The sequence below is a fragment of the Bradyrhizobium sp. BR 10261 genome, from assembly GCF_019455395.1.
Taxonomy (GTDB): domain Bacteria; phylum Pseudomonadota; class Alphaproteobacteria; order Rhizobiales; family Xanthobacteraceae; genus Bradyrhizobium; species Bradyrhizobium manausense.
Genome location: NZ_JACOFQ010000013.1, coordinates 100,639 through 126,892, shown reverse-complemented (window position 1 = coordinate 126,892; position 26,254 = coordinate 100,639). Strand labels below are relative to the sequence as shown.

The window sequence follows — 26,254 nt, the reverse complement described above, 5'->3', positions numbered from 1 at the left end:
TCGCTTAAGTTGCAAAGACGGCGCAGTAGGTACAATTTCGGCTGCGCCTCGAACTGCAAGAATATCTGCTGCCTGCATTTACTCCCTCGCCACAACGGTGTCATAGAGCCCATAATGGGTCAGCCCGTCGTGACTTTCGATTCCTGTATAGCGTAGTGACGCGTCCTCGTAGCGGCGGAAAGCGAAGACAGCCTCGTTCATTCGCTCGGTGTTGAACACTTTGAGCCGAACGAGCAAATGGAAGTCCTTTACTGTCAAGCCGGTAACGGCCAAGAACAAGTCCGGCTCAAGCTTAGTTATGACATCCTGAAGCGTGTTCTCGCGAAAATCGGTCAGGTACATAAACGCTGGAATTCGCGTGGCGAACTTGATGAGCTTCTCCTGAACGAGCTTGCGCTTTGACTTGTATTCCTTCTCTTCTTCGGTGAGCTGCATCTTCTGCTTGGCCGTTAGCTCTTTGAGCTTGGCCTTGTTCTTCAATTCCTTGACCTTGTCGCTTTTGTTGATGATGGTCTCAATGATGTTGTCACCGAGCGACCGCCATCCTTCGATGCGCTCCACGGCTGCCATTGCTTCGGGGTTGTCGAGGATGCGACGCAGTGTCTCGTTGTCTACGTTCACCAGCACCGCGCTCTCCCACTTACGCGCTAGGAGCGTGGCTGAGGTGCCGGCCATCGCTATATCGAGGATACCGCCCGCATCGATCTGCGTCATGTTTGCGCCGTCGTAAGCCAACACCGGCAGAAACGACACGAGTTCTTTTACGGCGCTCTCTGGATTGGGCTCATTGGGAGAGAGTCCAATCCCGTACTCTGATAGCTGCCGCAAGGCCCGCGTGGGCGCGAAGTCGAAGACGAAGCACACGGGTTTGAGGACTTCTTCTTCGTTTGGGTTATCGCCATTAGGGTTTCTGATCGACCATGGCGACTGCACGCGAAAAGCGGCCTGAAAGTAGGTCTCAGGGCTCTTCAGATTGCGCAACATCAGGATTGATGACCACTGCGGCACAGTCACGCCGGTGGTGAGTTTGCCGCACGACAGCGTGATGGTCTTGGTCTTGAACCCGCCGCCGATTGCCTTGCGTACCGGCGGCAGCGCGTCTAGCCCGATCCCTGCCGACGCTCCGGCCGCGACGATGATGTCGAATTGATGCCAGAAAGTGTTGTGCTTCTCTGCGAGTAGGTTCGACATCGCGTGACAGGCCGCGACATTTGGCAGGAACCAGAACGAGTGCTGCAAGTACGGTAGCAGACGCACGTCCGAATACGGAAAGGGCGGCCTCGTGCCCATCTTGAGGCTCTCGACGGCCTTGAGCGCGTACTCACCGCGGATGATGTCCAGCCACTTCTGCACCTCAGTTTTGTGCTTGAACTGCGCATGGGGGCCCGTGCCCGATCCGTCGAAGAACTCGTTGAGATCAAACTCGTCGAACTCCCCGGCGCTTGCGATCGCCACCAGCTCGTCCGGCATCTGATACGTCAGCAGCCGCATCTGGGGTAGCGAGCCGTACGGGTTCCACTTACCTGGGTTCCTGGTGGAGAATTCTTCCTTGGCTCGCTGCTCGTCTGTGTACGTCCAGTTGAATATTTGTTCTTCGATGAACTCGCCCGTTGCTAGCGCCTTAAACGGCGTGCCGGAGAGATAGAGGTAGGCCTTGGTCGTGATCGGGAGGAACTCGGCTTCCTTCTCCGAAAGCACGCCCAGGTCTTCGTTCACGTCCTCGAGACCGGGGGCATATTCGAGCTTGGTCTCCTTCTTGGCGACAGCCTCATCCTCCCCCTCGAAAAGCTCCTTCGCCGTCTCTCGCCAAGCCCCGAAGTGGTACTCATCAAAGATCACAAGGTCCCAATTGACCGTGTGAAGCCATTCGTTCTTGGGCTTGATATTCCCAGTTGCGTCGCGGCCCAGCAAATCTTGAAAGGAGCCAAAATAGACAATAGGCTTCTCGCCATTGATCCTGGTCGGGTCGCTGTCGGAGTTGCGCGAGAGGTACTGCCAGCCATCGAAGTCCACGTGGCTCTCAAGGTCCGCTTGCCACGCATCCTCCACCGCGGGCTTGAAAGTCACCACGAGCACACGCTCGGCTCCGATCTTCTTGGCGAGCTGGTATGCAGTGAATGTTTTGCCGAAGCGCATTTTCGCGTTCCAGAGGAAGCGAGGGACTGCTTTCTCGTCTTCAGCCCAGCGCGAGAGGAAGTAGGCGTGGGTCAGCTCTACCGCTTCAGCTTGTTCACGACGCATCGGGAACGTCAGATGATGCGTGCCCGTGAATCGTTGCCCCGTCCGCAATTCGGTGAGCACGGTCATCACGTCCTCGACCGTGCAGCGCATCCATTCTAGCTCGGCGTTCTCGAAGCCCTTCTTGCGGAGCGCCGCCCGCACCTCGTGGTCGCTGAAGATGGTGCCGTCGTCGCGCTCGCCGGATTCGTCCAGTTCAATCGTATAGTTCTTGATTGCAGCGGTCTTAACCTGCTCGGCTACGCGCCGTTTCACGTCACGCGTCGTCTGGCCGACTTTGAGCAGACCTGCATGTGCCTGATCGTCAATGGAGTAGGCATAGATGCGGGGCCTCGCTTCCGGCTTTGGCTCAAGGATTTCCTCGATAGTCGGTTTACTCATCGCCAACTTCGTCCGCAGCACCCTCATCGAATAGTTCGCTGTCGTGCTCGGCAACCTGCGACTCGATGAAGGCGATCTCGGCTTCGGTCAGCCCGTATCGCTTGTAGAGCTTGGCGTCTGTCCACTCTCGGTCTAGCGGCAGGTCAGGAATGAAAGCGTAAACATGCTTCGGCGCATCTTGAGTGGACTTGCGGAGTGAAACAAGGAAACGAGCAAAGCGCGTACGCAGGTAGCCTGCGTAGTTCTTGGCCTCGGCTTCAGTTTCAAAGATGCCGGCAACAATATAGCTCTCGGTACAAGCAGTCCCAGGCTCAGCGATAATCGGCTTGCTGAGGAACTTAGTCTCGATTGCCGCACTGGTCCCCTGGACACGAGTCATCAGGACCTTCCACTTGTCAATCCACGCGGTATTCGTTGGGATTTCTGAGCGCGCGACCCAGCTGACTTTCTGCGATCCGAAGAGCTTTACCGGATTCTTGAGACGATCGGAATCGGGCTTGCCGTGGAAGAACGTGCGGAGGCCAAACGGCTTCTGGCTGGACACGCGACCATCAAGCGTTGGCTCGCCTTTAGCCTTGACCTTCTCCAGAATAGGCACTGCCTCGTTGCGCCGCACGAGGATGTCGTACTCATCGAGGTGGCGCGCGATAGCTGGGCCGGTCGGTTGTCCATCCCAGATGGACTGCACAGTGCACGGACCGTTGTGCTCGCGATCCCACAGAAAGTAGGAAATCCCGCCGCGAATTTTCACACCTGGAAATCCCTCATAGAGTTTCGGGTAATCCACGATGCTGCGCATTCGCTTGTCACAGAGCATCCGTTCGCGATACTTGTCGAGCCCCTTTCCTCCGGCCATCCAGCGCGACGGAGTCACGAACACCGCATAGCGTGGATCGAGTTCAAGCGCCTTCTCCACGAACAAGTGGTAGATAGGCGCCGCGCTCGTGCCGTAGCCGCCGTCTTCTAATTGATAAGGCGGGTTTCCGATTATCACGTCGAACTGCATATCGCCTCCAAAGAGCTCGGCCAAACGAGTCTTGATGTCGTCTGTGTGAATGAACGCATAGGCATGAGTTTCAAGTCCCTCGCTACGCTCAAACGTTTTCTGACTTGCCCCACAAAACCTGCATTTTCCGTCGGCCCATGTGTGCTCCATGCGCTCAAACCAGATGTTGCCTGCATCGCTGGCAAAGCCCTGGGCGATTGAGTGCTTGCCTTTGGCGTGTTTCGAGCAATAAACGCTGCGCCTTGCCAATAAACTGGTGAGGTAGGTGATACCGATGCCGAACACTTGCTTCGTTAGTATGTGACCGACGCGCTCTTCGACGTCCGGCATCTCGGCCGCCAGGCCTTTCGTGAGGCGGCTGGTGATCTCGCGAAGGAATACGCCTGATTTCGCGCACGGATCGAAAAACTTTATCGTCTTGTCCGCCCAGAGATTCGCCCCGTTGTGATCGGCCGCCCACGCCTCGGAAAGAGTATCGAGCATCCTGTTCGCAAACTCGGGCGGCGTAAACACCTCGTCGTTCGAAAGATTCGCGATGCACATCAGCACATCTGGGTTGCGCCCCCGCAGTGCGAAGCTTGCTTGCGTCTCGCTCACACTGCCGCCCTCGATGTTTCACCCGCTCCAGCTAATTCGCATATCGTCATCGGGGGATACGCCTTGGTTGGCGTGAATATCTCGTGTTTTCCTAAATGAGCGAAAAGCGATCCTTCAGCACTGAAGGCCGATGATCCCGTGAGGACGTCGAAGCGAAAGTCCCGCCGCTGGAATTTGCCCTTTCCCAGATAGCCCCATTCTGTAAACGTAATGGGCTGGCGTTCATGCGTACGCATCGTCAGCGCGTCGCCATGTACGAGGTTCTGTAACAGCACATAGGAAGCGGCTCGATACAGATCGTCCGATTCATTCAGATTCAGATAGTCGGCGTAAATCTCGAGCAGATTCGCACGACACTCGGCAATATTGTCCGCCAGGAGTTCGATGCCGTAGATGCACATAAGAGAGAGAAGTGAGTAGTGCCTTTTCTCAAACTCAGACTTGCCGAACTTGAGTTCGACCGTAGTGAGCTTCCGCTGCAGAACCTTGACCAGGAAGTTTCCGCTCCCACAGGCGGGCTCCAAAAAGCGGGAGTCGACGCGCTCAGTCTCGCCTTTGACGAGATCAAGCATCACCTCGACCATCCAATGGGGCGTGAACACCTCCCCATGATCTGCGACGCGCTTCTTTGATTTGATCAAGCTCATAAGTCACGAAATGATTGCTGTCGGCGTCTACTTCTCAGAACCGGTAAGTATTGGGGGTTTCCCTTCATAACTCCGTCGTCAGGCTCCCCTTTCTGCTGCTGGCGAACGCGGCCTGACGCCTTCCTCAATTGAATGACTCTATGTAATGGCCGCCTTGCAATCAATCCATTCAAACGGTGAAGCGCTGTTTTCAACTGTTACCCCCGGTAAGGCCAGGATCGTTGCTCTGCACCGCTTTGCCCACCACTATCGTGAATCTTCGCTTACGCGGGGCATGCGTAACGCCGGGGGTTGGCCGCCTTCCGAGCGGCTGCTGCATGTTCGGCTCTAAAGTCGAACCTATGTGCGGGATATTAGCTGTTGTCCTGTTCCGCGGGCTTCGCGGAAGGAGCGGGCCGCCATCCGGTACGGTGCCCTTATGACCAAATTCATTGCGTACTTCCGAGTTTCGACAGAACGACAGGGAAAGTCAGGCCTCGGTCTGGCCGCTCAACATCGCAAGATTTCCGACTTTGTATCGAGAGCCGGAACATTGATCGGTGAATTCTGTGACGTTCAGTCGGGAAAGGACGATTCACGTGTGGAACTGCAGCGAGCGATCCAGCTCGCAAGGCGAGAGAACGCGAAGATCGTCATTGCTCGCCTTGATCGGTTCTCCCGTCGGGTCAGCTTCATTGCCAGCATCCTTGACCAGGGTATCGGTTTGGTCTGCGCAGAAATGCCCAATGCTACGGATTTCCAGCTGCATATATTTGCTGCGCTGGCCCAGGAGGAACGTCGACTGATTTCCGAACGAACGAAAGCAGCCTTGGCCGAAGCGAAACGCCGAGGCACAATTCTCGGATCAAACGGAAGGAATTTGGCCGCGAAGAACCGCAAGGCCGCTGACGAATTTGCATCCCAACTCAGGGCGAAATTGGATGCGGATATATTGCGACGATCATACAGCGAGATTGCGCGATGCCTGAATGAAGCGGGAGTTATGACTGCAACTGGGCGGAAGTTCTTCCCCCAGACAGTAAAGAACTACCTGGGGCGAGCCGGCGAATAGATTCTCGTTGTCTATGTTCGCAAAGGGCAACGATCAACAGCATGCAGGCGGAGTGAAATTGTAGCCGCCCTTCGGATGGTTCTAAGGCATAGAATCCGTTCCGAAGGTTCGCATCATGTGGCCGAGCTTAAGAGCCTTTGACTTGAGATACCCCCGATTTTCCTCGGTCGGTTCGCTTTCCAGCCGAGCTCTCTCAACCTCAATGCCTTGGGTGGCCAAGCCGGCGATCTTCCGCGGATTGTTGGTTAGCAAACGAACCGCTGTGATCCCCAGGTGCTTTAGTATGAATGCCGCCTGTTCGTAATCCCGAGGATCTGGAGCCACTCCCAGCCGCCTGTAAGCGTCTGCTGTATCAACCCCTTCGGCCGCTGACAGTGCCATGCCCCGAACCTTGGCAAGCAAGCCGGCACCGCGTCCGTCCTGGAGCATGTAGACGAAGACTCCGCCCTCGCTTTGTATCCTCTTTAAGCTGGTCTCGAGTTGCCAATGGCAATCGCAGTCGACGCTTTCAAATATCTCGCCTGTGTAGCAAGCACTCTGTACCCGGACCAACGGACGTTCGACCTTTTTGTCGCTCAAAAGCGCAAGGACGTTGTCTTGCTCGTTATCGGACCACGAGAAGACATACAGGGTGAAGTCGCCGTATCGTGTGCGAAGTGGAGAATGGGCAATCCGCGGGTCACTTAGCATTGGCGCTCCCCACCTCACCCAATGGCAGAGACGGCGTCTTGGCTAGCAATGCATCGGGTTCGGGTACAAGACCCTCCCATTGCTCGTGGACGTGAAACGCGATTTCGGCTGTTTTCATAGCCAAAAGCTTATCTCTCTTATCTGCATCAGCATTCGCATAGTCATGAAGGCCAAAGTCGTACGCTGCCTTCTCACGCTCCAACTCTCTTTGCGCTCGTCTATATATCGACCAAAGTCGCTGCGGTTTCCTAAGCTGAAGCCACGACGTCGCTGCAGCTGAAAAGACCGAAAGGCACGCTGGAATAAGCTTGCCCCAAAGCCACCCATCCCCAAGTGTAACAAAGAGAGGAGCAGCCAGTGTAAAGCAAATTACCACGTAGAATGATATCTGCGACTCATGCTTGTTGTGGTCGGCCTTCTCCCTCATTCCTGCGTGAACTGCGGAGTAATACTCAGAAGCTTTCACGTAGGCGTCTGTTTGGATCGATTGATCATTTCGAAATAGGCTCATATTCACTACCCAGGTACTCGCGTTCCCTGCGCCGTGAGACCACGAGTCACGGGAACATTGGTTGTTTGGATATCGAGAGCGCCTCGCGCTAGTTTGATGCGAAGCGCCTCCTCACTTGCAGCCATGCATCTCCCCATTTGCGACCCACTTGGCTCCTTAGGGGCGGCTCTACCTATGCTAGATCAATCAGTTAGGAGCAATCCCTACTTTTCTCGAAGATGCCCAGCCAAGTCTTGCGAATGACATTGTGGTCGCTGTCCCCCTTGGCGTCTAATCGGGGGGACCTGTAGACTCCGCGAGAGCGCGATTTTCCCGCCGGGGGAATTTAAGTTCTCTGAGTGACCCGTTTGGGAATCTTTATTTCCCGTCCAGAGCTGCTTCGTCCGCCGGCAGTTGGATGATCGTACCATCGGCGGAAACCATCTCGAAATCCGGTGCAGCGCCGGTGACCTTCTGGACGAATTTCGTCGGGTCTTCCGGATCAACAAACAGAGTCATCGCGTGCCCGTCATGGAATGCGATCTCGAACCGTTGATTGTCCGAGAATACAGTTAGGCGCAGCTCCCGGATTAGGGATTGGAGCTTCGAAGCAATCTGTGCGCGCAGCTTGTAGACATCGCCGCCCCTGCTGGATCGCACACGTTCAATCAGCCGCGCGACGTGGTCAGGATGCTTATAATACGTCAATTCAGTTTGTTCGAGGATCGCGATCTGGCTGCGCAGCGCATGTACCAACTTCTTGGCTTCAGCCAATTCCTGCTCAGTCTTCTTGATTCGCTCGGCCAGGAAATCGCTGTTGAAATCGATCATCTTCATGCCGAGCTCATATGCACGACGACGCTCCTCTTCAAGAAGCTTAATCCTTCCTTCCGTCGCATCTAGCTGCGAGGCCAGCTCAGTCTTCTTGCTGGCGTGCTCGGTTGATGAGACCAATGAAGCCAAATCGAGCTTCTCCACGAAGCGCAGGAACATCGTCTCGAACTGGTCATACCGCCAACGGCCGACCATTTCGCAGCCGAGATTCCTCACGGCATTCGAGCACACGAGATACGCCTGACCTTTCGGTGGCGCTCCTTTGTTTTGATAGTGCATCGGCGATCCGCAGTAATCGCAGACGGCAAGTTTCGAGAAGATGTTAGTGTAGTGCTTGCCCTTCGGACCTCCGCTGCCCTTCTTGCCGTCCTCAGGCTTGGTCCTACGCGAAAGTCGATCTCGCTGCGCTGTATCAAAGACCCGCTGTTCGATGACACGAGGGAAGTAGTTGCGGATTGGATCACCATCGGGCGTCCGCTTGCCTCCTTCCATGCGATTGGGCTGAAACGTCCCAATTGCTGCTGCACTGCTGAGGATCTTATTGACGGTGGAGTTCTGCCAGCCACCCTTCCCCATAAAGGTCGGGACGCCCTCCTCGTTCAGACGGCGAACGATCGTGAACGTGCCGATCCCGGAAGCAGCCTCGTCGAAAATCCGGCGGACGATGGCGGCCCGCTCCTCGATGACGTCGAATCCGGTGCGATCTGCAGTGAGACGCAGCCAGCTCGGACAGCGGGCCGTGAGCTTTTTCTGACCGATACCAGCCCGTTTTGCCTTCCACGCCTGCGACAGACGATCGCTCTTGCGAGCCGATTCCTCGTTCGCCCGGCTCATCTTGGCGATCGAGATAATCAGATCCTCAAAACTGATCTTGCCCTTGAAGACTCGCTCATCGTCGAGAGTGACAAGAATCAGGCCCGCCTCGACGATTTCCATGAACGGCTTCAGGGCGACCATTGGCTCCTGACGGCTCATTCGGTCGAATGATTCGAGAAGCAGGTATTCCCCCTTGCCGATTTTTCCCTCCCGAACGGCCTCTAGAAACCGCCCGAAAGCTCCAGATGCGATATTTTTGCCTTTGAAGGCTGAAACGCCGATGTCATGGAGATCGAAGTCCTCGACCAGTTCTAGGCCGTGTCGGTCGGCGTATTTCCGGGAAGCTTCACGCTGACGGCGAAGGCTATCGCCCTTCAGCTGAAGGTCGGTGGACATTCTGACATACGAGAAAGCTTTAGGGCGGGCTTCCGGATGAGTTATAACCATCTGGTATCATTAACATTTAGCAATTTAATTGTCCACCATATCCTGATGATCGGCGCGCCCGGCGCCGGCAAATCCATGCTGGCCGCGCGCCTGCCCTCGATCCTGCCGCCGCTGTCGCCGAGCGAACTGCTCGAGGTCTCGATGATCGCCTCGGTCGCGGGCGAAATCGAGGGCGGCGCGCTGACGTCGCGGCGGCCGTTCCGCTCGCCGCATCATTCCGCCAGCATGGCCGCACTGACAGGCGGCGGCGCGCGGGCAAAGCCCGGCGAGATCTCGCTGGCGCATCAGGGCGTGCTGTTTCTCGACGAGCTGCCCGAGTTTGATCCGCGCGTGCTGGATTCGCTGCGCCAGCCGCTGGAGAATGGCGAGGTCTCGGTGTCGCGCGCCAATCACCGCGTCACCTACCCTGCCCGCTTCATGCTGGTCGCCGCGATGAATCCCTGCCGCTGCGGCAATGCGTTCGAGCCCGGCTATGCCTGCAAGCGCGGCCGCATCGACCGCTGCACCGGCGATTACCAGGCGCGCATTTCCGGCCCGCTGATGGACCGCATCGATCTGCGCATCGAAGTCCCGGCCGTCACCGCAGCCGATCTGATCCTGCCGCCACCGACCGAAGGCTCCGCTGAAGTCGCCGCGCGCGTGGCGGCGGCGCGCGACATTCAGCTCGCGCGTTACGCACAGGCGGGCCTGCCGCGGGTCCGCACCAATGCCGAGGCGCCGGCGTCGGTGCTCGAAGACATTGCGCGGCCCGACGCCCAGGGGCAAAAGCTGCTGCGAGATGCCGCCGAAACCATGCGGCTGTCGGCACGCGGCTATCACCGGGTGCTGCGGGTGGCGCGCACGCTCGCCGATCTCGACGGCACTGACAGGATCGGCCGGCTGCATCTGGCCGAAGCGCTGTCCTACCGGGCACTCGCGGAGGATGTGCGCCAGCTCGCCTGATCATCCAGCGCGTCAACCCGGTGGTAACGAGTTTCCTTTACGCTCTGCAAACCATAAGGCCCACAAGTTCCGGTACGGGCCCGGCGAGTAGAGCGTCATGTTGCGTTTCAAGATCCTGGCCTCGGTGGTTCCCCTGTTGGCGGCTGCGGTGGTGGCCCGCGGCGAAATCGGACCGGTCTCGCAGCCTTGCATCGTCGTCGGCGACACCTCGGTCGAGCTCACATCCCTGTTCTGGACCGCCCGCATCCATGTCGCCTTCACCGACGACCCGTCGCGCGCCACGGTCCGGGTCCAGCTCACCGACGCCGCCGATGCCGCGGACTTCGCGGTCGTGGACGATGGTCTCGGTTCCGAGACCGATTCCTGCCAGGCCAATCCAGCGAACCGCCTCATCACCATCGCAGCGCAACCTGTCGATGGCGGCCCGGTGATCTATCTTTCCACCGACGGCCCGGCCGATTACCGCATCTTTGTCCGCTCGAAGACGTTCTCGCCGCGCGAGGCCGCAGCCCTGATCGTCGGTGCTCGCGGCGACCCCACGCGGCCTCTCCAGGCCGCCTCGCTCTGAGCTGTTAAGACCTCGTCAACCATGTTTCGAGGCCGCCCCAAGGCCTCAAGCTGTTCGCAAGGTCGGCAGGACATCGTCGCACGCGGCGGCGGCAGGTAAGAGTCGGGGTCGGTGACGATGGATCGGACGTTCCGGATCAAGGTGCACATGCGCCGCTTCAGGCGCCGCCACCCGAAGATCGCCTTCGCCATCCGCTCCTTCATGATCTTTTCGGCGACATTCGGCGGCGCCTATGGCTTCGTCACCGGCAGCCGCGCGCCAAATTCCGGCTACGATCCCAACGCCTTTGCGATTGGTGCGAGCTTCCTGTTCGCGCTGGCCTGCCTTGGCCTTGCCACGCTGAGCATGCGGCTGCGTTTCGTCGCCAAGCGGATGCGCAAGCTCGCCGCTCACAACGAGGCGCTGATCGACCGCAATTGGGAGCTGAAGGAGGCCGAAGAGCGCGCCCGCAGCCTGTTCGAATCGCAGGGCGACCTGATCGTGCTGCGCGACCATCAGGGCCGTATCACCTTCGCCAACGACGCCTATTGCGCGCTGGCCGGGCAGGCGCGCAGCGCCCTGGTCGGCACGCGCTTCGATTTCGACGTGCTGGAACAGGGCGACAGCGCGCGCGAAGCGAGCGGCACGCGCATCCATGACCAGAAGATATCGACGCCGCTCGGCGCGCGCTGGATCGCCTGGCGCGAGGGCCTCGTCCGGCACGATGCCGGCCGGCCCGCCGAGCTGCAAAGCGTCGGACGCGACGTCACCGATCGCACCGAGACCGAACGCGCACTGTCCGATGCGCGCGACCAGGCCGATGCCGCCAACCGCGCCAAATCGCGCTTCCTCGCGATGGCCTCGCACGAGATCCGCACCCCCCTGAACGGCATTATCGGCATGGGCGGCCTGCTGCTCGACACCGCGCTGACGCCGGAGCAGACGACCTACGCACGCGCCGTGAAAACCTCAGGCGAAGCGCTGATGGCGCTGATCGAGGAGCTGCTCGACTATTCCAAGATCGAAGCCGGCAAGCTTGATCTGGAGCAGCGCCCCTTCGCCCTCTCGACCCTGATCGAAGATGTCACCGAACTGCTGGCGCCGCGCGCGCAGGCCAAGAAGCTCGAGATCGCGGCTTACGTCGACGAGCAGCTGCCGCTCGAGGTCACCGGCGATGCCGCCCGGCTGCGCCAGGTGCTGCTCAACCTCGCCGGCAACGCCATCAAGTTCACGAGCAGCGGCGGCGTGGCGCTGATCGTCGAGCCCGGCATCTGGCCGAACGAGATCAGCTTCCTGGTCCGCGACACCGGCATCGGCATCGCGCCCGAGGCGCAATCGCGCATCTTCCGCGAATTCGAGCAGGCCGACGACCGCGTCGCCCGCACCTATGGCGGCACCGGGCTTGGCCTTGCCATCAGCGAACGCATCGTCAAGCGGATGGGCGGCCGCATCACGCTGGAGAGCGCGCCCGGCAAGGGCTCGACCTTCGGGGTCGCAATTCCGCTCGCGCTGTCGCAAGGCGATGCCGGACGAACAGCGTTCCCGAGCCCTGACCTATCAGGCAAATCCATCCTGCTGGTGGCCGACGGCATCGAAGCGTCGCTGATCGCGCGGCGGCTGGAGCGCTGGGGCGGCCAGACCTGCCTGGTCGCAGATGCAGCGGTGGCCGAAGCACTGCTGCCGGAGCGCTCCTGGCACGCGGTGCTGGTCGACCGCGCACTCGGCGTTGCTATTGCCGATCGTATCGGCGAAGCCGCCCGCGCCCACGCGACGCAGCGCCTCGTGCTGCTGACACCGAGCTCGCGTCATGAAAAATTCTCGGCTGATTTCACCGGCTTCCTGGTCAAGCCGCTGCGTGCAGCCTCGCTCGCCGCGCGCCTCACGCTGACGCCGGAGGTCGCATCACCCGATCTCGCACCCGAGCCCGTCGAGCCGGCGCCAGTCCGAGCACCTGCGGGCGGCCTCTCGATCCTTGTCGCCGAGGACAACGAGATCAACGCGCTGCTGATGCGCTCGCTGCTCACAAAACTCGGCCACCGCGTCGTCATCGCGGTCCATGGCGAAGCCGTACTGGAATCCTGGCTGGCGGCCAGCTCTGCCGGCACGCCCTACGACCTGGTGTTGATGGACATCCAGATGCCGCAGCTCGACGGCATCGAAGCAACCAGACGCATCCGCGCCCATGAGGTCGCCACGGGCAGCCAGCACACACCGATCCTCGCACTCACCGCGAACGCACTGGTGGAAGATCGCTACGCCTGCTTCGAGGCGGGCATGAACGGATTTTTGATCAAGCCGCTCGATCGCGAGAAGCTGGACGAGGCGCTGGCGGGACTGGCGGCGGCAAAGCGGGTGGCGGTGTAGCTGCAAGCGACGCTGCCGTAGGGTGGGCAAAGCGCAGCGTGCCCACGCATTCTCACGTGACAACAGGGAAAACGTGGGCACGGCGCTTGGCGCCTTTGCCCACCCTACGGCACCATTGCCTACAGTCTTCTGAGCGCCACGCTCTCCACCGCGTGATCCGCGCCCTTCTTCAGGATCAGCGTCGCACGCGGACGCGTCGGCAAGATATTGTCCTCGAGATTGGCGAGGTTGGTGCGCTCCCAGATCGCGGTGGCGGTTGCGATGGCCTCCTCGTCCGACAACAGCGCATAGCGGTGGAAGTAGGACTTTGGATCGGTGAACGCGGTGTCGCGCAGCGCCAGGAAGCGCTTGATGTACCAGCGCCGCAGCGCCGCTTCGTCGGCGTCGATATAGACCGAGAAGTCGAAGAAGTCGGAGACGACAGGCACCGCCTTGCCGTCGCGCGGCAGCTTGCCGGTCTGCAAGACATTGACGCCCTCGACGATCAAAATGTCGGGCTGGTCGATCTCGGCCCATTCATTCGGCACGATGTCATAGGTCAGATGCGAATAGACGGGCGAGCGCACGTGCCGGCGGCCCGACTTGATGTCGGACAGGAAGCCCAGCAGCAGCGGCAGGTCGTAGCTCTCCGGAAAACCCTTCTTCTGCAAAATGCCTTGCTGCTCGAGCAGGGCCTTGGGGTAGAGGAATCCGTCGGTGGTGATCAGGTCGACTTTGGGACGAGGCGACCAGCGTGCCAAGAGCGCCTGGAGCACGCGGGCGGTCGTCGACTTTCCGACCGCGACAGAACCAGCAACGCCGATGATGTAGGGCACCTTGCGGTCGCGGATGTTGAGGAACTGCCGCTCCGCGTAATACAGGCGCTGCGTCGCATCGACATAGATCGAGAGCAGGCGCGACAGCGGCAGATAGATGTCCTCGACCTCCTTCAGGTCGAGGCGGTCGTGCAGCGAGCGCAGCCGGTCGAACTCGCCCGGCTCCAGCGTCATCGGGGTATCGTCGCGCAGACGCGCCCACTCTTCGCGCGTGTAGACGCGGTATGGATTATATTGCTGCTCCGGTGCGCGGATATCCATGACGCGACCTTTCCGTTGGGGCCCTTCAGCTACGCATGATCTCTTCGGAAAACCGCTTCACACGTTGCGCCAAGGCGGTGCTTCGGATCCGGATCATGCTGTCAGCCCTTACGCGACGCTTTCTCTTCCAACCCCGACATATTCGTGCGCTTGTCGAGGGCTGCTTCCACCTCTTCCAACTTTACGCCGCGCACCTTGAGCAGCACAAGGAAGTGATAGAGCAGATCGGCACTTTCGGCGATCAGATGCGCGCGATCGTTTTCGACTGCTGCGATTACGGTTTCGACTGCTTCCTCACCGAACTTCTTGGCGCAATGTTCGGCGCCCTTGTCGAGCAGCTTGCGGGTATAGGAGGCCTCGCCACCGGAGGCCGCGCGGGCGTCGATGGTTTGGGCGAGGTCATGGATGGTGAAACGCGGCATCGCAATACTCAGAAACACATCCGGCCGGACAGGCCTTTTCCCATCGGCCTGTGTAGCATTTTTACCAAGGGGAGTCGTCAGGCATCCATGCGCATGGGCAAGCCCCGCCGCGCCATGTGCTCCTTGGCTTCACGAATGGTGAATTCCCCGAAATGGAAGATGGAGGCGGCCAGCACGGCCGTGGCGTGGCCGTCGCGAATACCGTCGACGAGGTGATCGAGATTGCCGACGCCGCCCGAGGCGATTACGGGAACGGGAACGCTGTCGGCGATCGCCCGGGTCAGCGGGATGTCAAACCCCTGCCTGGTACCGTCGCGGTCCATCGAGGTGAGCAAAATTTCACCAGCGCCGAGCGAGACCACTTCCTGGGCGTATTCGATGGCGTCGATGCCGGTCGAGTTGCGGCCGCCATGGGTAAAGATTTCCCAGCGGTCGCCGCCCGGGCGCTTGACCCGCTTGGCGTCGATGGCGACCACGACGCACTGCTCGCCGAATTTTTCGGCGGCTTCCTTGACGAACTCGCGCCGCGACACCGCGGCGCTGTTGATCGAGACCTTGTCCGCGCCGGCGCGCAGCAGCGTCTTGATGTCGTTGACCTCGCGCACGCCGCCACCGACGGTGACGGGCATGAAGCAGGCTTCGGCCGTGCGCCGGACCACATCCAGCATGATGCCGCGGTTCTCATGGGTCGCGGTGATGTCGAGAAAGGTCAGCTCGTCGGCGCCGGCGGCGTCATAAGCGATTGCGGCTTCGACGGGGTCGCCGGCATCGCGCAAATCGACGAAGTTGACGCCCTTGACGACACGGCCGTCCTTGACGTCGAGGCAGGGGATCACGCGCACCTTGAACATGTGTCAGCTCCTGCGCGCGTTGCGGATCAGGGCGAGGGCGGCGGCTGGATCGAGCCGGCCGTCGTAGAGCGCGCGGCCGGCGATCGCGCCGGCGAGCTTTTTCGCACGCGGCGTCAGCATGGCCTTGACGTCCTCGATCGAAGCGAGGCCGCCCGAGGCGATCACGGGAATCGAGATCGCATCGGCGAGCGCGATGGTCGCATCGAGGTTCAGGCCCTTGAGCAGGCCGTCGCGCGCGATATCGGTGAAGATGATGGCGGCGACGCCGGCGTCCTCGAATCGCTGTGCGATCTCCAGCACTGTCACCTGTGAGGTCTCGGCCCAACCTTCGACGGCGACCTTGCCGTCGCGGGCGTCGAGGCCAACGGCGACGCGGCCGGGGAATTTCCTGGCCGCCGCCTTCACCAGCTCCGGATCGCGCACCGCGGCGGTGCCGATGATGACGCGGGTGATGCCTTTCTCAAGCCAGGCTTCGACGGTCGCGAGATCGCGAATGCCGCCGCCGAGCTGCACCGGGATCGGAATCGTCTTCAGCATCGCCTCGACGGCCTGCGCATTGACAGGCTTGCCGGCGAAGGCACCGTCGAGATCGACGACGTGGAGATACTCAAACCCCTGCACAACGAAGCGCTGGGCTTGAGCTGCGGGATCGAGGTTGAAAACGGTCGCGCGCGCCATGTCGCCTTGCTCGAGGCGCACGCACTGACCGTTCTTGAGGTCGATGGCAGGAAAGAGAATCACGGTTTCCATCGCAAAAAATTCGAGATCAGCGCCAGCCCAAAACGCTGGCTCTTCTCGGGGTGAAATTGCGTGCCGATGGCGGTGTCCTTGGCGACGATCGCGGTGACGGGCCCGCCGTAATCGGCGCGCGCGAGCACATCCGCTTCATTGGCCGCGTTGAGGTGGTAGGAATGCACGAAATAAGCGTGCTGCCCGTTCGGGCCGAGCGGCAGCTTGTTGAGCACCGGGTGCTCCTGCAGCAGTTCGAGCGTGTTCCAGCCCATGTGCGGGATCTTCAGACTCTCGTCACCCGGCCTGATCTTCTCGACGTCGCCGCCGATCCAGTTCAGGCCTTCGGTGATGACATGCTCCTTGCCGCGGCTCGCCATCAGCTGCATGCCGACGCAAATGCCGAAGAACGGCCGCGCCTTGACGCGCACGGCTTCGGTGATCGCCTCGACCATGCCGTTGACGGCATCGAGGCCGCGCCGGCAATCCGCGAAGGCGCCGACACCAGGCAGCACCAGGCGATCGGCTTCATAGGCCTGATCGGGATCGCTGGTGACGAAAACTTTCTGCGGATTGTCCAGGCTGCGCGCGGCGCGCTCAAAGGCCTTGGCGGCGGAATGCAGATTTCCGGAACCGTAATCGATGATGGCGACGCTCATCGTGATGACCCTCCCGGTTCTGGAAACAATCCAATGATGCCGCCGGCCGGAAGCGGCGGCGGGTTCGAAAATGGCTGGCCCGGCACATTGCGGGTCGGCGGCGGGCCGCCGCGATCGACCGCCCATTGGTCGTTGACGATGCCCTGCTGTGACTTGCTCCAGCGCTCGAAGAACCGCCGCTCGGCGGTGTCTTGGTCAGCGGCGACGACGACGTCGAGCTGCCGCCACTTGCCGCGGGAGAGGGTCCAGCGGCGCAGGCTCGAGGCTTCAAAGCCCATCAGCAGCGCGACGATGATGTTGGCGAGGAAGATCGAGCGGCGACCGACACCGAGGCTGGATAGCCCCGCATCGAACGCGGCGAGGAAGACGATCCAGCCGATCAACGCCAGCCACAGCCTGTTCCAGGCCAGCCAGAACGGACCAAGGATCATCGCCCAGAAATGGAAGCCGTCGCGCACGAACACGAACTTGTCGGTCGCGCGCAGATCGGCGCCGACGGGGAAGGGAGCATGAACTGTGTAGACAGGCATTTTCGATGCCCCGCTCTCGAGATGAAGTCGATGCCGCCGACGGCGCGTGGCCGCCAAAATGGAGAGGTCAGCCGCCAAGCGAGCCCTTGGTGGAGGGGATTTCGCCCGCCGCCTTGGGATCGATCGCAACCGCGGTGCGCAGCGCCCGCGCCAGGCCCTTGAAGCAGGACTCGGCGATATGGTGGCTGTTATCGCCATATAGGGTCTCGACGTGCAGAGTCACGCCGGCGTTGATGGCGAAGGCCTGGAACCACTCGCGCACCAGCTCGGTGTCGAACTCACCGATCTTGTGGCGGGGAAATTCCGCCTTGAACACCAGGAACGGGCGGCCCGAGATGTCGATGACCACGCGCGTCAGCGTCTCGTCCATCGGCATGTGCACGCCGGCATAGCGGGTGATGCCCGCCATGTTGCCGAGCGCCTGCTTGACAGCCTGGCCGAGCGCGATGCCGGTGTCCTCGGTGGTATGGTGATAGTCAATGTGCAGGTCGCCAACCGCCTTGACCGTGAGGTCGATGCGGGAATGGCGGGCGAGGAGATCGAGCATATGGTCGAAAAAGCCGATGCCAGTCGCGATATTGGCCACGCCTGATCCATCGAGGTTCACGGAGACCTCGATGTCGGTTTCCTTGGTCTTGCGCTTGATCGTCGCGGTGCGCATGGAAAATCGGTTTCCATTCTAGCTTTGAGCCGAAAACGCCAGTCTCTTAACAGCCAAATGACGCCTTCGCTACTGCGGGAACGGCTGGCCGGGCCTCTACTTCTGCCTATGGTGAGCAAATTCGGCCCGGAACGGCCCGTTGTGCGCCCGCTCCCGACCGCTTAAATCAGCCCGGACAACGAGGGTCATTCATGCAGGATTCCCACAACAGCTCGCCGGTCTGGCACGGCACCACGATTTTGACGGTCCGCAAGGGCGGCAAGGTGGTGGTCGGCGGCGACGGCCAGGTCTCGATCGGCCAGACCGTGATCAAGTCCAACGCCAAAAAGGTCCGGAAACTCGGCAAGGGCGACGTGATCGGCGGCTTTGCCGGCGCCACTGCCGATGCCTTCACCCTGTTCGAGCGGCTCGAGAGCAAGCTGGAGCAATATCCGGGGCAATTGACCAGGGCCGCGGTCGAGCTCGCCAAGGACTGGCGCACCGATCGCTACCTCCGCCGGCTGGAGGCCATGATGATCGTGGCCGACAAGGACGTCTCTTTGGTGCTCACAGGCACCGGCGACGTGCTCGAGCCCGAGGCCGGTGTGATGGCGATCGGCTCCGGCGGCAATTACGCGCTGGCCGCGGCGAGGGCCCTTGTTGACACCGACAAGGACGCCGAGACCATCGTCCGCCGCTCCCTCGACATCGCCGCCGACATCTGCGTCTACACCAACCGCAACGTCACCATCGAAGCGCTGTCCACCGGTTAGGTCGTGGAGCCCGGCTACGCCTTCCACCCGCTGAGCGCGGCCGATTTGCCGCTGATCCGGCGATGGCTTGGCGAAGCGCATGTGCGGGAATGGTGGGGCGATCCGGATGAGCAGTTGGCACTCGTCAGCGGCGATCTCGATGAACCGGCGATGGATCAGTTCATCGTCTTGGCCGGCAACCGGCCGTTCGGCTATCTTCAATGCTATCGCCTGACCGCCTGGAATACGGGCTTCGGGCCACAGCCGGAGGGCACGCGTGGAATCGACCAGTTCATCGGCGACAGCGACATGATCGGACGCGGCCATGGTTCGGCGTTCATCCGCCAGTTTGTCGATGAACAGTTCGGCAACGGCCTGCCGCGCATGGTCACCGATCCCGATCCGCTCAACCTGCGCGCCTTGCGCGCCTATGAGAAATCAGGCTTCGTCCGTGACCGCATGGTCGAGACGCCGGATGGCACCGCGCTGTTGATGGTGCGTGAGCCGTGACCCTGACGAGCACACGCCAGAGCCAGGCCGCACTGCCGCCGCTCGCCTTCCTCGGCATCGCGCTGCTGCTGCTGGCGCTGCAGGCCTCGATCCTGTTTGCGATGGGGCGGGTGCCGATCTGCACCTGCGGTTACGTCAAGCTGTGGCACGGCGTGGTGAACAGCTCGGAAAATTCCCAGCATATCGCCGATTGGTACAGTTTTTCGCATCTGCTGCACGGGTTCCTGTTCTACGGGCTGACGTGGCTTGTGTTCTCGCGGCGGCTTGTGTGGCCTGCACGGCTGATCATCGCGATGCTGATCGAGGGCGCCTGGGAGATCGTCGAGAACTCGCCATTCATCATCGAGCGCTACCGCGCCGGCACGATCTCGCTGGATTATTACGGCGACAGCATCGTCAATTCGGTCTCGGACACGCTGTTCATGGCGCTGGGGTTCCTCACCGCACGCGTGCTTCCCGTTACCGCAACCGTCGCGCTGGGGCTCGCCTTCGAGCTCACGCTGTCGCTGCACATCAGGGACAATCTGACGCTCAACATCCTGATGCTGATCCATCCGATCGAGGCCGTGAAGCAATGGCAATCCGGTCCGCCGATCATCTGATGACCCAAAAAGCGGCTTGTCCCCGCCGGTTTCCAATCCTAGCTAAGGTGCCATGACAGATTTTTCCCCCCGCGAAATCGTATCCGAACTCGACCGTTTCATCGTCGGCCAGGGCGACGCCAAGCGCGCCGTCTCGATCGCGCTGCGCAACCGCTGGCGCCGGCAGCAGCTCACCGGCTCGCTGCGCGAAGAGGTGCTGCCCAAGAACATCCTGATGATCGGGCCCACCGGCGTCGGCAAAACCGAGATCGCGCGCCGTCTTGCCAGGCTTGCGAACGCGCCGTTCCTGAAGGTGGAAGCCACGAAGTTCACCGAGGTCGGCTATGTCGGCCGCGACGTCGAGCAGATCGTGCGCGACCTCGTCGAGGTCGCGATCGCCCAGGTCCGGGAGAAGAAGCGCAAGGACGTGCAGGCCCGCGCCCAGCTCGCCGCCGAGGAGCGCGTGCTCGATGCGCTGGTCGGCGCCAATGCGAGCTCGGCGACGCGGGAATCCTTCCGCAAGAAGCTGCGCGCCGGCGAATTGAACGACAAGGAAATCGAGATCGAGACGCAGTCCTCGGGCGGCGGCATGCCGATGTTCGAGATCCCGGGCATGCCGGGCGCGCAGATGGGCGCCATCTCGATCGGCGACATCTTCGGCAAGCTGGGCGGCCGCAGCAAGACGCGGCGACTGACCGTCGAGGGCTCGCACGAGATTCTCGTCAACGAGGAATCCGACAAGCTGCTCGATACCGATCAGCTCACGCTGGAGGCGATCAGCGCGGTTGAGAACAACGGCATCGTCTTCCTCGACGAGATCGACAAGATCTGCGCCCGCGAAGGCCGCGCCGCCGGCGACGTCTCGCGCGAGGGCGTGCAGCGCGACCTGTTGCCGCTGATCGAGGGCACCACGGTCTCGACCAAGCATGGCGCGGTCAAGACCGACCACATCCTGTTCATCGCCTCCGGCGCCTTCCACGTCGCCAAGCCGTCGGACCTCTTGCCGGAGCTGCAGGGCCGCCTGCCGATCCGCGTCGAATTGCAGGCGCTGACCCGCGACGACATGCGCCGCATCCTGACCGAGCCCGAGGCTTCGCTGATCAAGCAATATGTCGCGCTGATGCAGACCGAGGGCGTGACGCTCGACATCACCGACAGCGCCATCGACGCGCTCGCCGACGTCGCGGTCGCCGTCAATTCCACCGTCGAGAATATCGGCGCGCGCAGGCTGCAGACCGTCATGGAGCGTGTGCTGGACGAGATCTCCTTCACCGCCCCCGACCGCAACGGCGAGACCATCAGGGTCGATGCCGATTTCGTGCAGAAGCACGTCGGCGATCTCGCCAGGAACGCCGATCTGAGCCGGTTCATTTTGTAATTCGGCAGGCCCGCGCTATCAATCGGTTGTCGTCTCTGCGACAGCAGGGACCCATAACCACCGGCATTCCTTATTGGAAAAGATAGCGGCTCCAGCCTTGGCTCAAACAACATCCTGTGGTTATGGGTCCCGGGTCGCGCTTCGCTTGCCCGGGGCGACGGCGGAGTGTGGCGTGCTGCTGGTGCCACATGCTCGCTGACGTCAAGAAAAACCCCTGGCGGCTGCTGCTCGCGATCAACGCGGCCGTGATCATCGGCGTCTTCATTCACAAGGTGAAGCTGCCGCCTTACGTCCCCTACATCCATCTTGTCGTCGACTATCATTTCGGCTTCATCAAGCGCGCCCTGATCGGGGCGATCGTTGCGCTGTTCACCGCGAAGGTGCCGGTGTGGCTGGTGTTCGCGATCTCAGGAACGGCGTGGCTGGCGACGCTGGCGCTGTTCGTGCGGCTGTTTCAGAAGACGTTCGGCTTCACCGCGAAGACGCTGCCGCTGTTCGTCTTCATCGCGGGCTCGCCGTACTTCCTGAAGAATTTCATGCACACGCTCGGCCATTTCGACATCTATGGCTGTCTCTTCGCGCTGGTCCTGCTGCTGATGCCGGCGGGCTCATTGCTGTTCGTGGCGAGTGCCGCGCTGTTCTCGATCATTCTCGTGCTGATCCACCACATTCATCTCTTGATGTATGTGCCGACGATCATCACCATCGTCGTCATCAGGCATTATCTCTCGCACGGCATCACCAGAGCCAATGTCGCATTCGGCCTCGTGGCATTGCTCTGCATCGGCGCGCTGTTCTTCGCCGCGCAGTTCCTCGGCACCATGCCGATCCCGCAGGCCGATTTTCTCGCCTATCTGAAGAGCCGGATGGCCGATTCGTCACGCGAGGATCTGCTGCAGTTCGCCTACATCTGGTATCAGCCGCTCTCGAAGGAAATCTCCGACACCTGGGCTTGGCTGCCGCACAACAGCCTCGGCATTCCCGTGTTCGCGCTGCTGTTCTGGCTGCACACGCCGCTATGGCGCTTTTTCGCCGACCTGATCCGCGCCCTCGCGAGCGATCTTCACCGTCGCCTCGTCATCGCGGCCCTGATCGGCGTCAGCCTCGCCTATCTCGTGATGTTCGCGATGGTGTTCGACTATTCGCGCTGGATGTCGAGCTGGGCGGTGTGCATGGTCCTGATCCTGCACGCCGTGAAGATGCTGCCGGCCAGGCACGACACGCCGCTGATTCCGGCCGAGGACAGGAAGACAAACATCTTCGGCCTGATCATCACCCTGATCCCGCGCGTCGGAATTGTGCGGCCGTTTTAGACGGTGCGCGACCTCTCCCGCAAGCGGGAGAGGTGTAGAGCCACTAATACCTCGCCCGCCGGATCCGCACATACAGCGCGCCCTCGCCGCCGTGGCCGATGCCGGCTTCCTCGAACCCGACCACGAAAGCGCGGAATTCGGGCAGGCTCAGCCATTCCGGCACTTGCCGACGCAGCACGCCGCTTTCGCCGCCGCTGCGGCCCTTGCCGGTAATCACAAGCACGAAGGTCAGGCCATCATGATGGGCACGGTGCAGGAAACCCGTCAGCGCGCGGTGGGCACGCGTCTGGGTCATGCCGTGCAGATCAAGCCGCGCCTCGATCTCGCTGCGGCCGCGCGAGAGTTTTGTGCGTTCGCGCTTGCCGAGAGGGGCGAGCGGCGGCAACGACGGTTTTGACGGCCGCGGGGCCGAGGCCGCAGCCAGGAGTCGCGGCGACAAGGCTTGCTTGGCGACCGGCGCTGCCGGCGACGGCTCAGCGCGCGGCGCGGTGTGCAGCTTGGCCGCACGAGGCTTCCGCAGCGGCTTGACTTGCTTTGCGACGAGATCCCACAGCTCGCGATCTTCTTCGCTTAAGCCACGACGGCGCGGCGAGGGACGCGGATCCAGCACGGGCGGACGGGACGATCGCTTCATTGCTGGTGGGGACGGGTCTTCATGTGCCTGCGCGGTTCGCGGACAGGTTCTATCACAGGACGCGGCGCCGGAAGCGGCACCGGGCTCGCAACAGCGACGGTCTCGTCCTTGCCTGAGGTTGCGACGGACGCAACCGGCTTCGCCGCAGGTGCTTGCGGAAACAGTTTTGCGATCTTCTCCGACGGCCGCGGATCCGGCACCGGCAGCCTGGCTGCGCGCACATTAGGATCGAGGCTCTTCGGCACCAGCATCACGAAATGCATGGGGTGGCGCAGCCGTCCCGAGACACGGCCGGCTTCAAGCCCCGCACCAAAATAGAGATCCGCGCGGGCAGGCCCGATAATGGCGGAGCCGGTATCCTGCGCGATCATCAAACGATGGAACGGCGTCCTGGCGCGGTCGGACTCGATCGGCAGCTCGCCTTCGATGAAGAACGGCGTGCCATAGACATGCAGCGACTTGTCGACCGCGATCGAGCGGCCGGCGGTCAGCGGAATGCCTTGCGCCCCGACCGCCTCGTCCTTGTCGGACAGATTGACCTCGTGGAAGAAGATGTAGGAGCGGTTCTGCCGCCGCAGCTCCTTGGCGCCATCGGGGTTTTGCGCCATCCACTCCCTGATCTTCTGCATCGACATCTCTTCCTTCGGAATGATGCCGCGCTCGATCAGGATGCGCCCGACCGCCGTGTAGGGATAGCCGTTATAGGAATCGTAATTGAGCCGGATGGTCGAGCCGTCCTCGAACTTGATCCGCGCCGAGCCCTGGATCTGGGCGAACAAGAGATCTGTCGGGTCCTTCAGCCAGGCGATCTCCAGCCCGCGGCCGGCGATCTTGCCGTCCTCGATCTCGCCGCGGTCGTAATAGGGCACGAGCTTGCGGCGGCCGATCTTGCGATACACAGGCCCCTTGTTGGGCAGGTTGACCGAGGCCTGATTGAAGCCGCGCACGAACAGGTTGGAGGGGCGGCGATAGACCGGCACGCTGTAGATTTCGCTCTGCGTGCGCGATCCCTCCAGCACCGGCTCGTAATAGCCGGTGACGAAGCCATCGGGCTCTCCGAGGCGCGAGATGCGCAGCGGCGAAAAATTTTCCTCGAAGAAAGCCTTTGCGCCGGCATCGTCGCTCGGCTCGCGCGACTTGGCGGCACGGCAGGGTTCGCTCAACGAGCCGCCTAACGCCTTTGGTTCGAGAGCCTTGGGTTCAGGCGCGCCGGTCTGTGCGTTGATCGAGCGGCAGCTGGCGCGAAAGGTCTTGTAGGCGGCGAGATGATCGTCGTCGCTCCAGCCCTTCACGTCGGCCCAGGCCAGCGGCAGATATTGCGCGCCGGGAATTTCGAATGGGAGCGGGAGCTGCGGATAGGGCAGCGCGCGCGGCGGGATCGCGGCGACTTGGGGAGCGCGATGATGATGACTGCGGTAGTGGCGCCGCGCAGCCTCGGCACCAAGCGAAAACGAAGCCAGCACGACGAGGCCTGCGCAAAGCGCCGTCGCGCTGTTCTTCAGAAGGATCTTAATTCGCGCTTCCGGTGCCAACCAACTTCCAGTTCGGATCGCGAGAGGTGGTGTCGCGGGCGAAAGTCCAGATGTCAGTGATGTCGGCGACCTTGTCGGGATTGCCATCGACGATGTTGCCGGCCTTGTCACGGGTGACCGAGATCATCTGCGAGACGAAACGCACGGTCAGCTGCGCCGTACGGTCGCGCAGCTCGGCGCCGACCAACTCGGCCTTGTCGATCGAGACGAAACGCGTCTCGGTTTTCTGCTCGTTCTTCTCGCGGTCCTTGATCGCAGCGTCGAAGCTTTCATAGACCTCCGACGAGAGCAGGTCGCGCAGCGAGCGGCGATCGCCATTGGCAAAGGCCAGCACGATCATCTCATAGGCGCCGCGGGCGCCGGACAGGAAGTGGCGCGGTTCGAAGGTGGAATCCCGCTCGACGATGGCGTCGAGACCCTGGGCCAGTGCGGTGCCCGGCTCGGTCAGACCCTTCCAGCGGTCCGACGGCGGCGCCGGCTCCGCCGTCGGCGCCAGCGGCGGCTGATCGATCACCTTGCCCGGCATGGTCACGACGTTCTTGTCCGGGGCACCACCCAGCGCATTGCGGGCGGTGCGGTCGAACGGCGGGCGCTCGTTGCCCGTCCGCTGCCCCAGCACGCTACGCAGCCGCAGGAAAATAAAGACCGCCAGCGCAAGGAAGATGATGGTGTAGATGTCCACGTCGTATCGCTTTCTGGTCTTTACCCAAGTTTTTTTGGGCCAAGGCTTCTTTGGGGTCGCTGCCGGGAAAATCAATCCGGCCAGTAGACCGTTCCATACCGGAACAGCAAGATGACATCACCCTTTTTGGCCCGCGCGTCTCGTCCGCGGGATGTAGGCACGAAATCTGGCCCGGCCAATGGCGCCTTTTGGCACACCGGCAAGTGTAGCGCGTTTTATGCTTGAGGGGAAACCCGATCGTGGGGCGGAAATCGCGCGTCTTCAAGCGTTTAACGTGCGATTTGGTGTCCAGGCCGGGGTCAAGCGTCACAGTTCTGGGCGGAGCCCGGATCGACTCTCCGGGCGCCGTTCGTCCTTGTGGAATGAGGCGGCCCTATGTTAGCCAACCGCCGCGAAATTCAGCCCCAATCGGGTAAGGAGAGATTTTGATGACCAACGGTAACGGCACCCCTCCCGAGGCGGCCCAGGCTCCCCAGCTCAATGTGCTGGCGCAATATACCAAGGACCTGTCGTTCGAGAATCCGAACGCGCCGAGCTCGCTCCAGCAGCAGAGCCAGCCGCCCCAGATCAATATCCAGATCAATGTCAGCGCCAACAACCTCAGCGAAACCGAATTCGAGGTGACGCTGTCGGTCGAAGGCAAGGCGGAGACCGCTGGCAAGGTGATGTTCTCGTTCGAGCTGGCCTATGCGGGCGTGTTCCGCATCGCCAACGTGCCGAAAGAGAATTTGCACCCGCTGGTGATGATCGAATGCCCGCGCCTGCTGTTCCCATTCGCCCGCGAGATCATTGCCACCGCCGTGCGCGACGGTGGGTTCCCGCCGCTGATGCTGGACCCGGTCGACTTCGTCGGTCTCTATCGCCAGAACATGGAGCGGCAAATGGCCGCTCAGCAGCCGGCCGGTCAGGCCTGAG

General features: G+C 61.5%; 25 protein-coding genes and 1 pseudogene. 10 read left to right on the top strand and 16 right to left on the bottom strand.

What is annotated here, in order from left to right:
• Window positions 1-78: 78 nt before the first annotated feature.
• The 3 genes from HYH07_RS17535 to HYH07_RS17525 are packed head-to-tail and all read right to left on the bottom strand — an operon-like array spanning window position 79 to window position 4,869.
• Window positions 79-2,619, bottom strand: coding sequence for a restriction endonuclease (locus tag HYH07_RS17535; RefSeq protein ID WP_220003652.1), 2,541 nt, complete (start codon window positions 2,617-2,619; stop codon window positions 79-81).
• Window positions 2,612-4,222, bottom strand: coding sequence for an Eco57I restriction-modification methylase domain-containing protein (locus HYH07_RS17530; RefSeq protein WP_312016680.1), 1,611 nt, complete (start codon window positions 4,220-4,222; stop codon window positions 2,612-2,614). The genes HYH07_RS17535 and HYH07_RS17530 overlap by 8 nt, the downstream gene beginning before the upstream one ends.
• Complete coding sequence (locus tag HYH07_RS17525; protein ID WP_220003651.1) at window positions 4,219-4,869, bottom strand: DNA methyltransferase; 651 nt, start codon at window positions 4,867-4,869, stop codon at window positions 4,219-4,221. The genes HYH07_RS17530 and HYH07_RS17525 overlap by 4 nt, the downstream gene beginning before the upstream one ends.
• Window positions 4,870-5,287: 418 nt before the next feature.
• Here HYH07_RS17525 and HYH07_RS17520 point away from each other — a divergent pair, with 418 nt between their 5' ends.
• Window positions 5,288-5,920 (top strand): recombinase family protein, encoded by a 633-nt coding sequence (locus HYH07_RS17520; protein ID WP_220003650.1) that lies wholly within the window; start codon window positions 5,288-5,290, stop codon window positions 5,918-5,920.
• Between the two features lie 81 nt (window positions 5,921-6,001).
• On the opposite strand, the gene ribA is transcribed toward HYH07_RS17520, so the two are convergent.
• The 3 genes from ribA to HYH07_RS17505 form a co-directional block, all read right to left on the bottom strand.
• Window positions 6,002-6,610: a GTP cyclohydrolase II gene (gene ribA, locus HYH07_RS17515; protein WP_220003649.1), complete on the bottom strand. Its 609-nt coding sequence runs from the start codon at window positions 6,608-6,610 to the stop codon at window positions 6,002-6,004.
• Complete coding sequence (locus HYH07_RS36815; protein WP_409363901.1) at window positions 6,600-7,037, bottom strand: DUF4231 domain-containing protein; 438 nt, start codon at window positions 7,035-7,037, stop codon at window positions 6,600-6,602. Before HYH07_RS36815 ends, ribA begins: the two co-directional genes overlap by 11 nt.
• 441 nt (window positions 7,038-7,478) lie before the next feature.
• Window positions 7,479-9,197 (bottom strand): recombinase family protein, encoded by a 1,719-nt coding sequence (locus HYH07_RS17505; protein WP_220003647.1) that lies wholly within the window; start codon window positions 9,195-9,197, stop codon window positions 7,479-7,481.
• 33 nt (window positions 9,198-9,230) lie between these two features.
• Here HYH07_RS17505 and HYH07_RS17500 point away from each other — a divergent pair.
• The 3 genes and pseudogenes from HYH07_RS17500 to HYH07_RS17490 form a co-directional block, all read left to right on the top strand.
• Window positions 9,231-10,139, top strand: a pseudogene (locus HYH07_RS17500) (YifB family Mg chelatase-like AAA ATPase); the annotation flags it as partial.
• Between the two features lie 97 nt (window positions 10,140-10,236).
• On the top strand, window positions 10,237-10,707 hold the full coding sequence (locus tag HYH07_RS17495; RefSeq protein ID WP_220003645.1) for a hypothetical protein: 471 nt from the start codon (window positions 10,237-10,239) through the stop codon (window positions 10,705-10,707).
• A gap of 117 nt (window positions 10,708-10,824) precedes the next feature.
• Window positions 10,825-13,050: an ATP-binding protein gene (locus HYH07_RS17490; protein ID WP_220003712.1), complete on the top strand. Its 2,226-nt coding sequence runs from the start codon at window positions 10,825-10,827 to the stop codon at window positions 13,048-13,050.
• Between the two features lie 119 nt (window positions 13,051-13,169).
• Here HYH07_RS17490 and coaA read toward each other — a convergent pair whose 3' ends face one another.
• The 7 genes from coaA to hisB form a co-directional block, all read right to left on the bottom strand.
• Window positions 13,170-14,126 (bottom strand): type I pantothenate kinase, encoded by a 957-nt coding sequence (gene coaA / locus HYH07_RS17485; RefSeq protein WP_057752041.1) that lies wholly within the window; start codon window positions 14,124-14,126, stop codon window positions 13,170-13,172.
• A gap of 101 nt (window positions 14,127-14,227) precedes the next feature.
• Window positions 14,228-14,548: a phosphoribosyl-ATP diphosphatase gene (locus HYH07_RS17480; RefSeq protein ID WP_220003644.1), complete on the bottom strand. Its 321-nt coding sequence runs from the start codon at window positions 14,546-14,548 to the stop codon at window positions 14,228-14,230.
• A 77-nt stretch (window positions 14,549-14,625) separates the two neighbouring features.
• Window positions 14,626-15,399: an imidazole glycerol phosphate synthase subunit HisF gene (gene hisF / locus HYH07_RS17475; protein ID WP_057752035.1), complete on the bottom strand. Its 774-nt coding sequence runs from the start codon at window positions 15,397-15,399 to the stop codon at window positions 14,626-14,628.
• 3 nt (window positions 15,400-15,402) lie between these two features.
• Window positions 15,403-16,140: a 1-(5-phosphoribosyl)-5-[(5-phosphoribosylamino)methylideneamino]imidazole-4-carboxamide isomerase gene (gene hisA, locus HYH07_RS17470; protein WP_220003643.1), complete on the bottom strand. Its 738-nt coding sequence runs from the start codon at window positions 16,138-16,140 to the stop codon at window positions 15,403-15,405.
• Complete coding sequence (gene hisH / locus HYH07_RS17465; protein WP_220003642.1) at window positions 16,137-16,787, bottom strand: imidazole glycerol phosphate synthase subunit HisH; 651 nt, start codon at window positions 16,785-16,787, stop codon at window positions 16,137-16,139. The genes hisA and hisH overlap by 4 nt, the downstream gene beginning before the upstream one ends.
• Window positions 16,784-17,317 carry a DUF2628 domain-containing protein gene (locus HYH07_RS17460; protein ID WP_220003641.1) on the bottom strand — a complete coding sequence of 178 codons (534 nt, stop codon included), beginning with the start codon at window positions 17,315-17,317 and terminating at the stop codon, window positions 16,784-16,786. The genes hisH and HYH07_RS17460 overlap by 4 nt, the downstream gene beginning before the upstream one ends.
• Window positions 17,318-17,384: 67 nt before the next feature.
• Window positions 17,385-17,978 carry an imidazoleglycerol-phosphate dehydratase HisB gene (gene hisB / locus HYH07_RS17455; protein ID WP_188106967.1) on the bottom strand — a complete coding sequence of 198 codons (594 nt, stop codon included), beginning with the start codon at window positions 17,976-17,978 and terminating at the stop codon, window positions 17,385-17,387.
• Between the two features lie 191 nt (window positions 17,979-18,169).
• Here hisB and hslV point away from each other — a divergent pair, with 191 nt between their 5' ends.
• The 5 genes from hslV to HYH07_RS17430 all read left to right on the top strand — a co-directional run bounded on the left by hslV (window position 18,170) and on the right by HYH07_RS17430 (window position 22,491).
• A complete protein-coding gene (hslV, locus tag HYH07_RS17450) occupies window positions 18,170-18,730 on the top strand; it encodes an ATP-dependent protease subunit HslV (protein ID WP_057752020.1) in 561 nt (186 codons plus the stop codon).
• Between the two features lie 3 nt (window positions 18,731-18,733).
• Window positions 18,734-19,219, top strand: coding sequence for a GNAT family N-acetyltransferase (locus tag HYH07_RS17445; RefSeq protein ID WP_220003640.1), 486 nt, complete (start codon window positions 18,734-18,736; stop codon window positions 19,217-19,219).
• A complete protein-coding gene (locus HYH07_RS17440; protein WP_220003639.1) occupies window positions 19,216-19,821 on the top strand; it encodes a DUF2585 domain-containing protein in 606 nt (201 codons plus the stop codon). The genes HYH07_RS17445 and HYH07_RS17440 overlap by 4 nt, the downstream gene beginning before the upstream one ends.
• A gap of 52 nt (window positions 19,822-19,873) precedes the next feature.
• Entirely contained in the window at window positions 19,874-21,178 is a 1,305-nt protein-coding gene (hslU, locus tag HYH07_RS17435) for an ATP-dependent protease ATPase subunit HslU (RefSeq protein WP_057752011.1), read from the top strand.
• Between the two features lie 188 nt (window positions 21,179-21,366).
• Window positions 21,367-22,491, top strand: a complete 1,125-nt coding sequence (locus tag HYH07_RS17430; protein WP_220003638.1) for a hypothetical protein — start codon at window positions 21,367-21,369, stop codon at window positions 22,489-22,491.
• Window positions 22,492-22,534: 43 nt separating this feature from the next.
• Here the strand turns inward: HYH07_RS17430 and HYH07_RS17425 are convergent, their stop codons facing one another.
• From HYH07_RS17425 to HYH07_RS17415, 3 genes are read right to left on the bottom strand one after another with little or no spacing between them, the layout of a single operon-like run.
• The gene (locus tag HYH07_RS17425; RefSeq protein ID WP_220003637.1) at window positions 22,535-23,125 is read right to left on the bottom strand and encodes a Smr/MutS family protein; all 591 of its coding nucleotides are present in this window, start codon (window positions 23,123-23,125) and stop codon (window positions 22,535-22,537) included.
• Entirely contained in the window at window positions 23,122-24,657 is a 1,536-nt protein-coding gene (locus HYH07_RS17420; protein WP_220003636.1) for a murein transglycosylase A, read from the bottom strand. The genes HYH07_RS17425 and HYH07_RS17420 overlap by 4 nt, the downstream gene beginning before the upstream one ends.
• The gene (locus HYH07_RS17415) at window positions 24,635-25,339 is read right to left on the bottom strand and encodes a Tim44/TimA family putative adaptor protein (RefSeq protein ID WP_220003635.1); all 705 of its coding nucleotides are present in this window, start codon (window positions 25,337-25,339) and stop codon (window positions 24,635-24,637) included. The genes HYH07_RS17420 and HYH07_RS17415 overlap by 23 nt, the downstream gene beginning before the upstream one ends.
• A 428-nt stretch (window positions 25,340-25,767) precedes the next feature.
• Here HYH07_RS17415 and secB point away from each other — a divergent pair, with 428 nt between their 5' ends.
• Entirely contained in the window at window positions 25,768-26,253 is a 486-nt protein-coding gene (gene secB / locus HYH07_RS17410; protein WP_057752001.1) for a protein-export chaperone SecB, read from the top strand.
• The last annotated feature ends 1 nt before the right edge of the window (window position 26,254 follow it).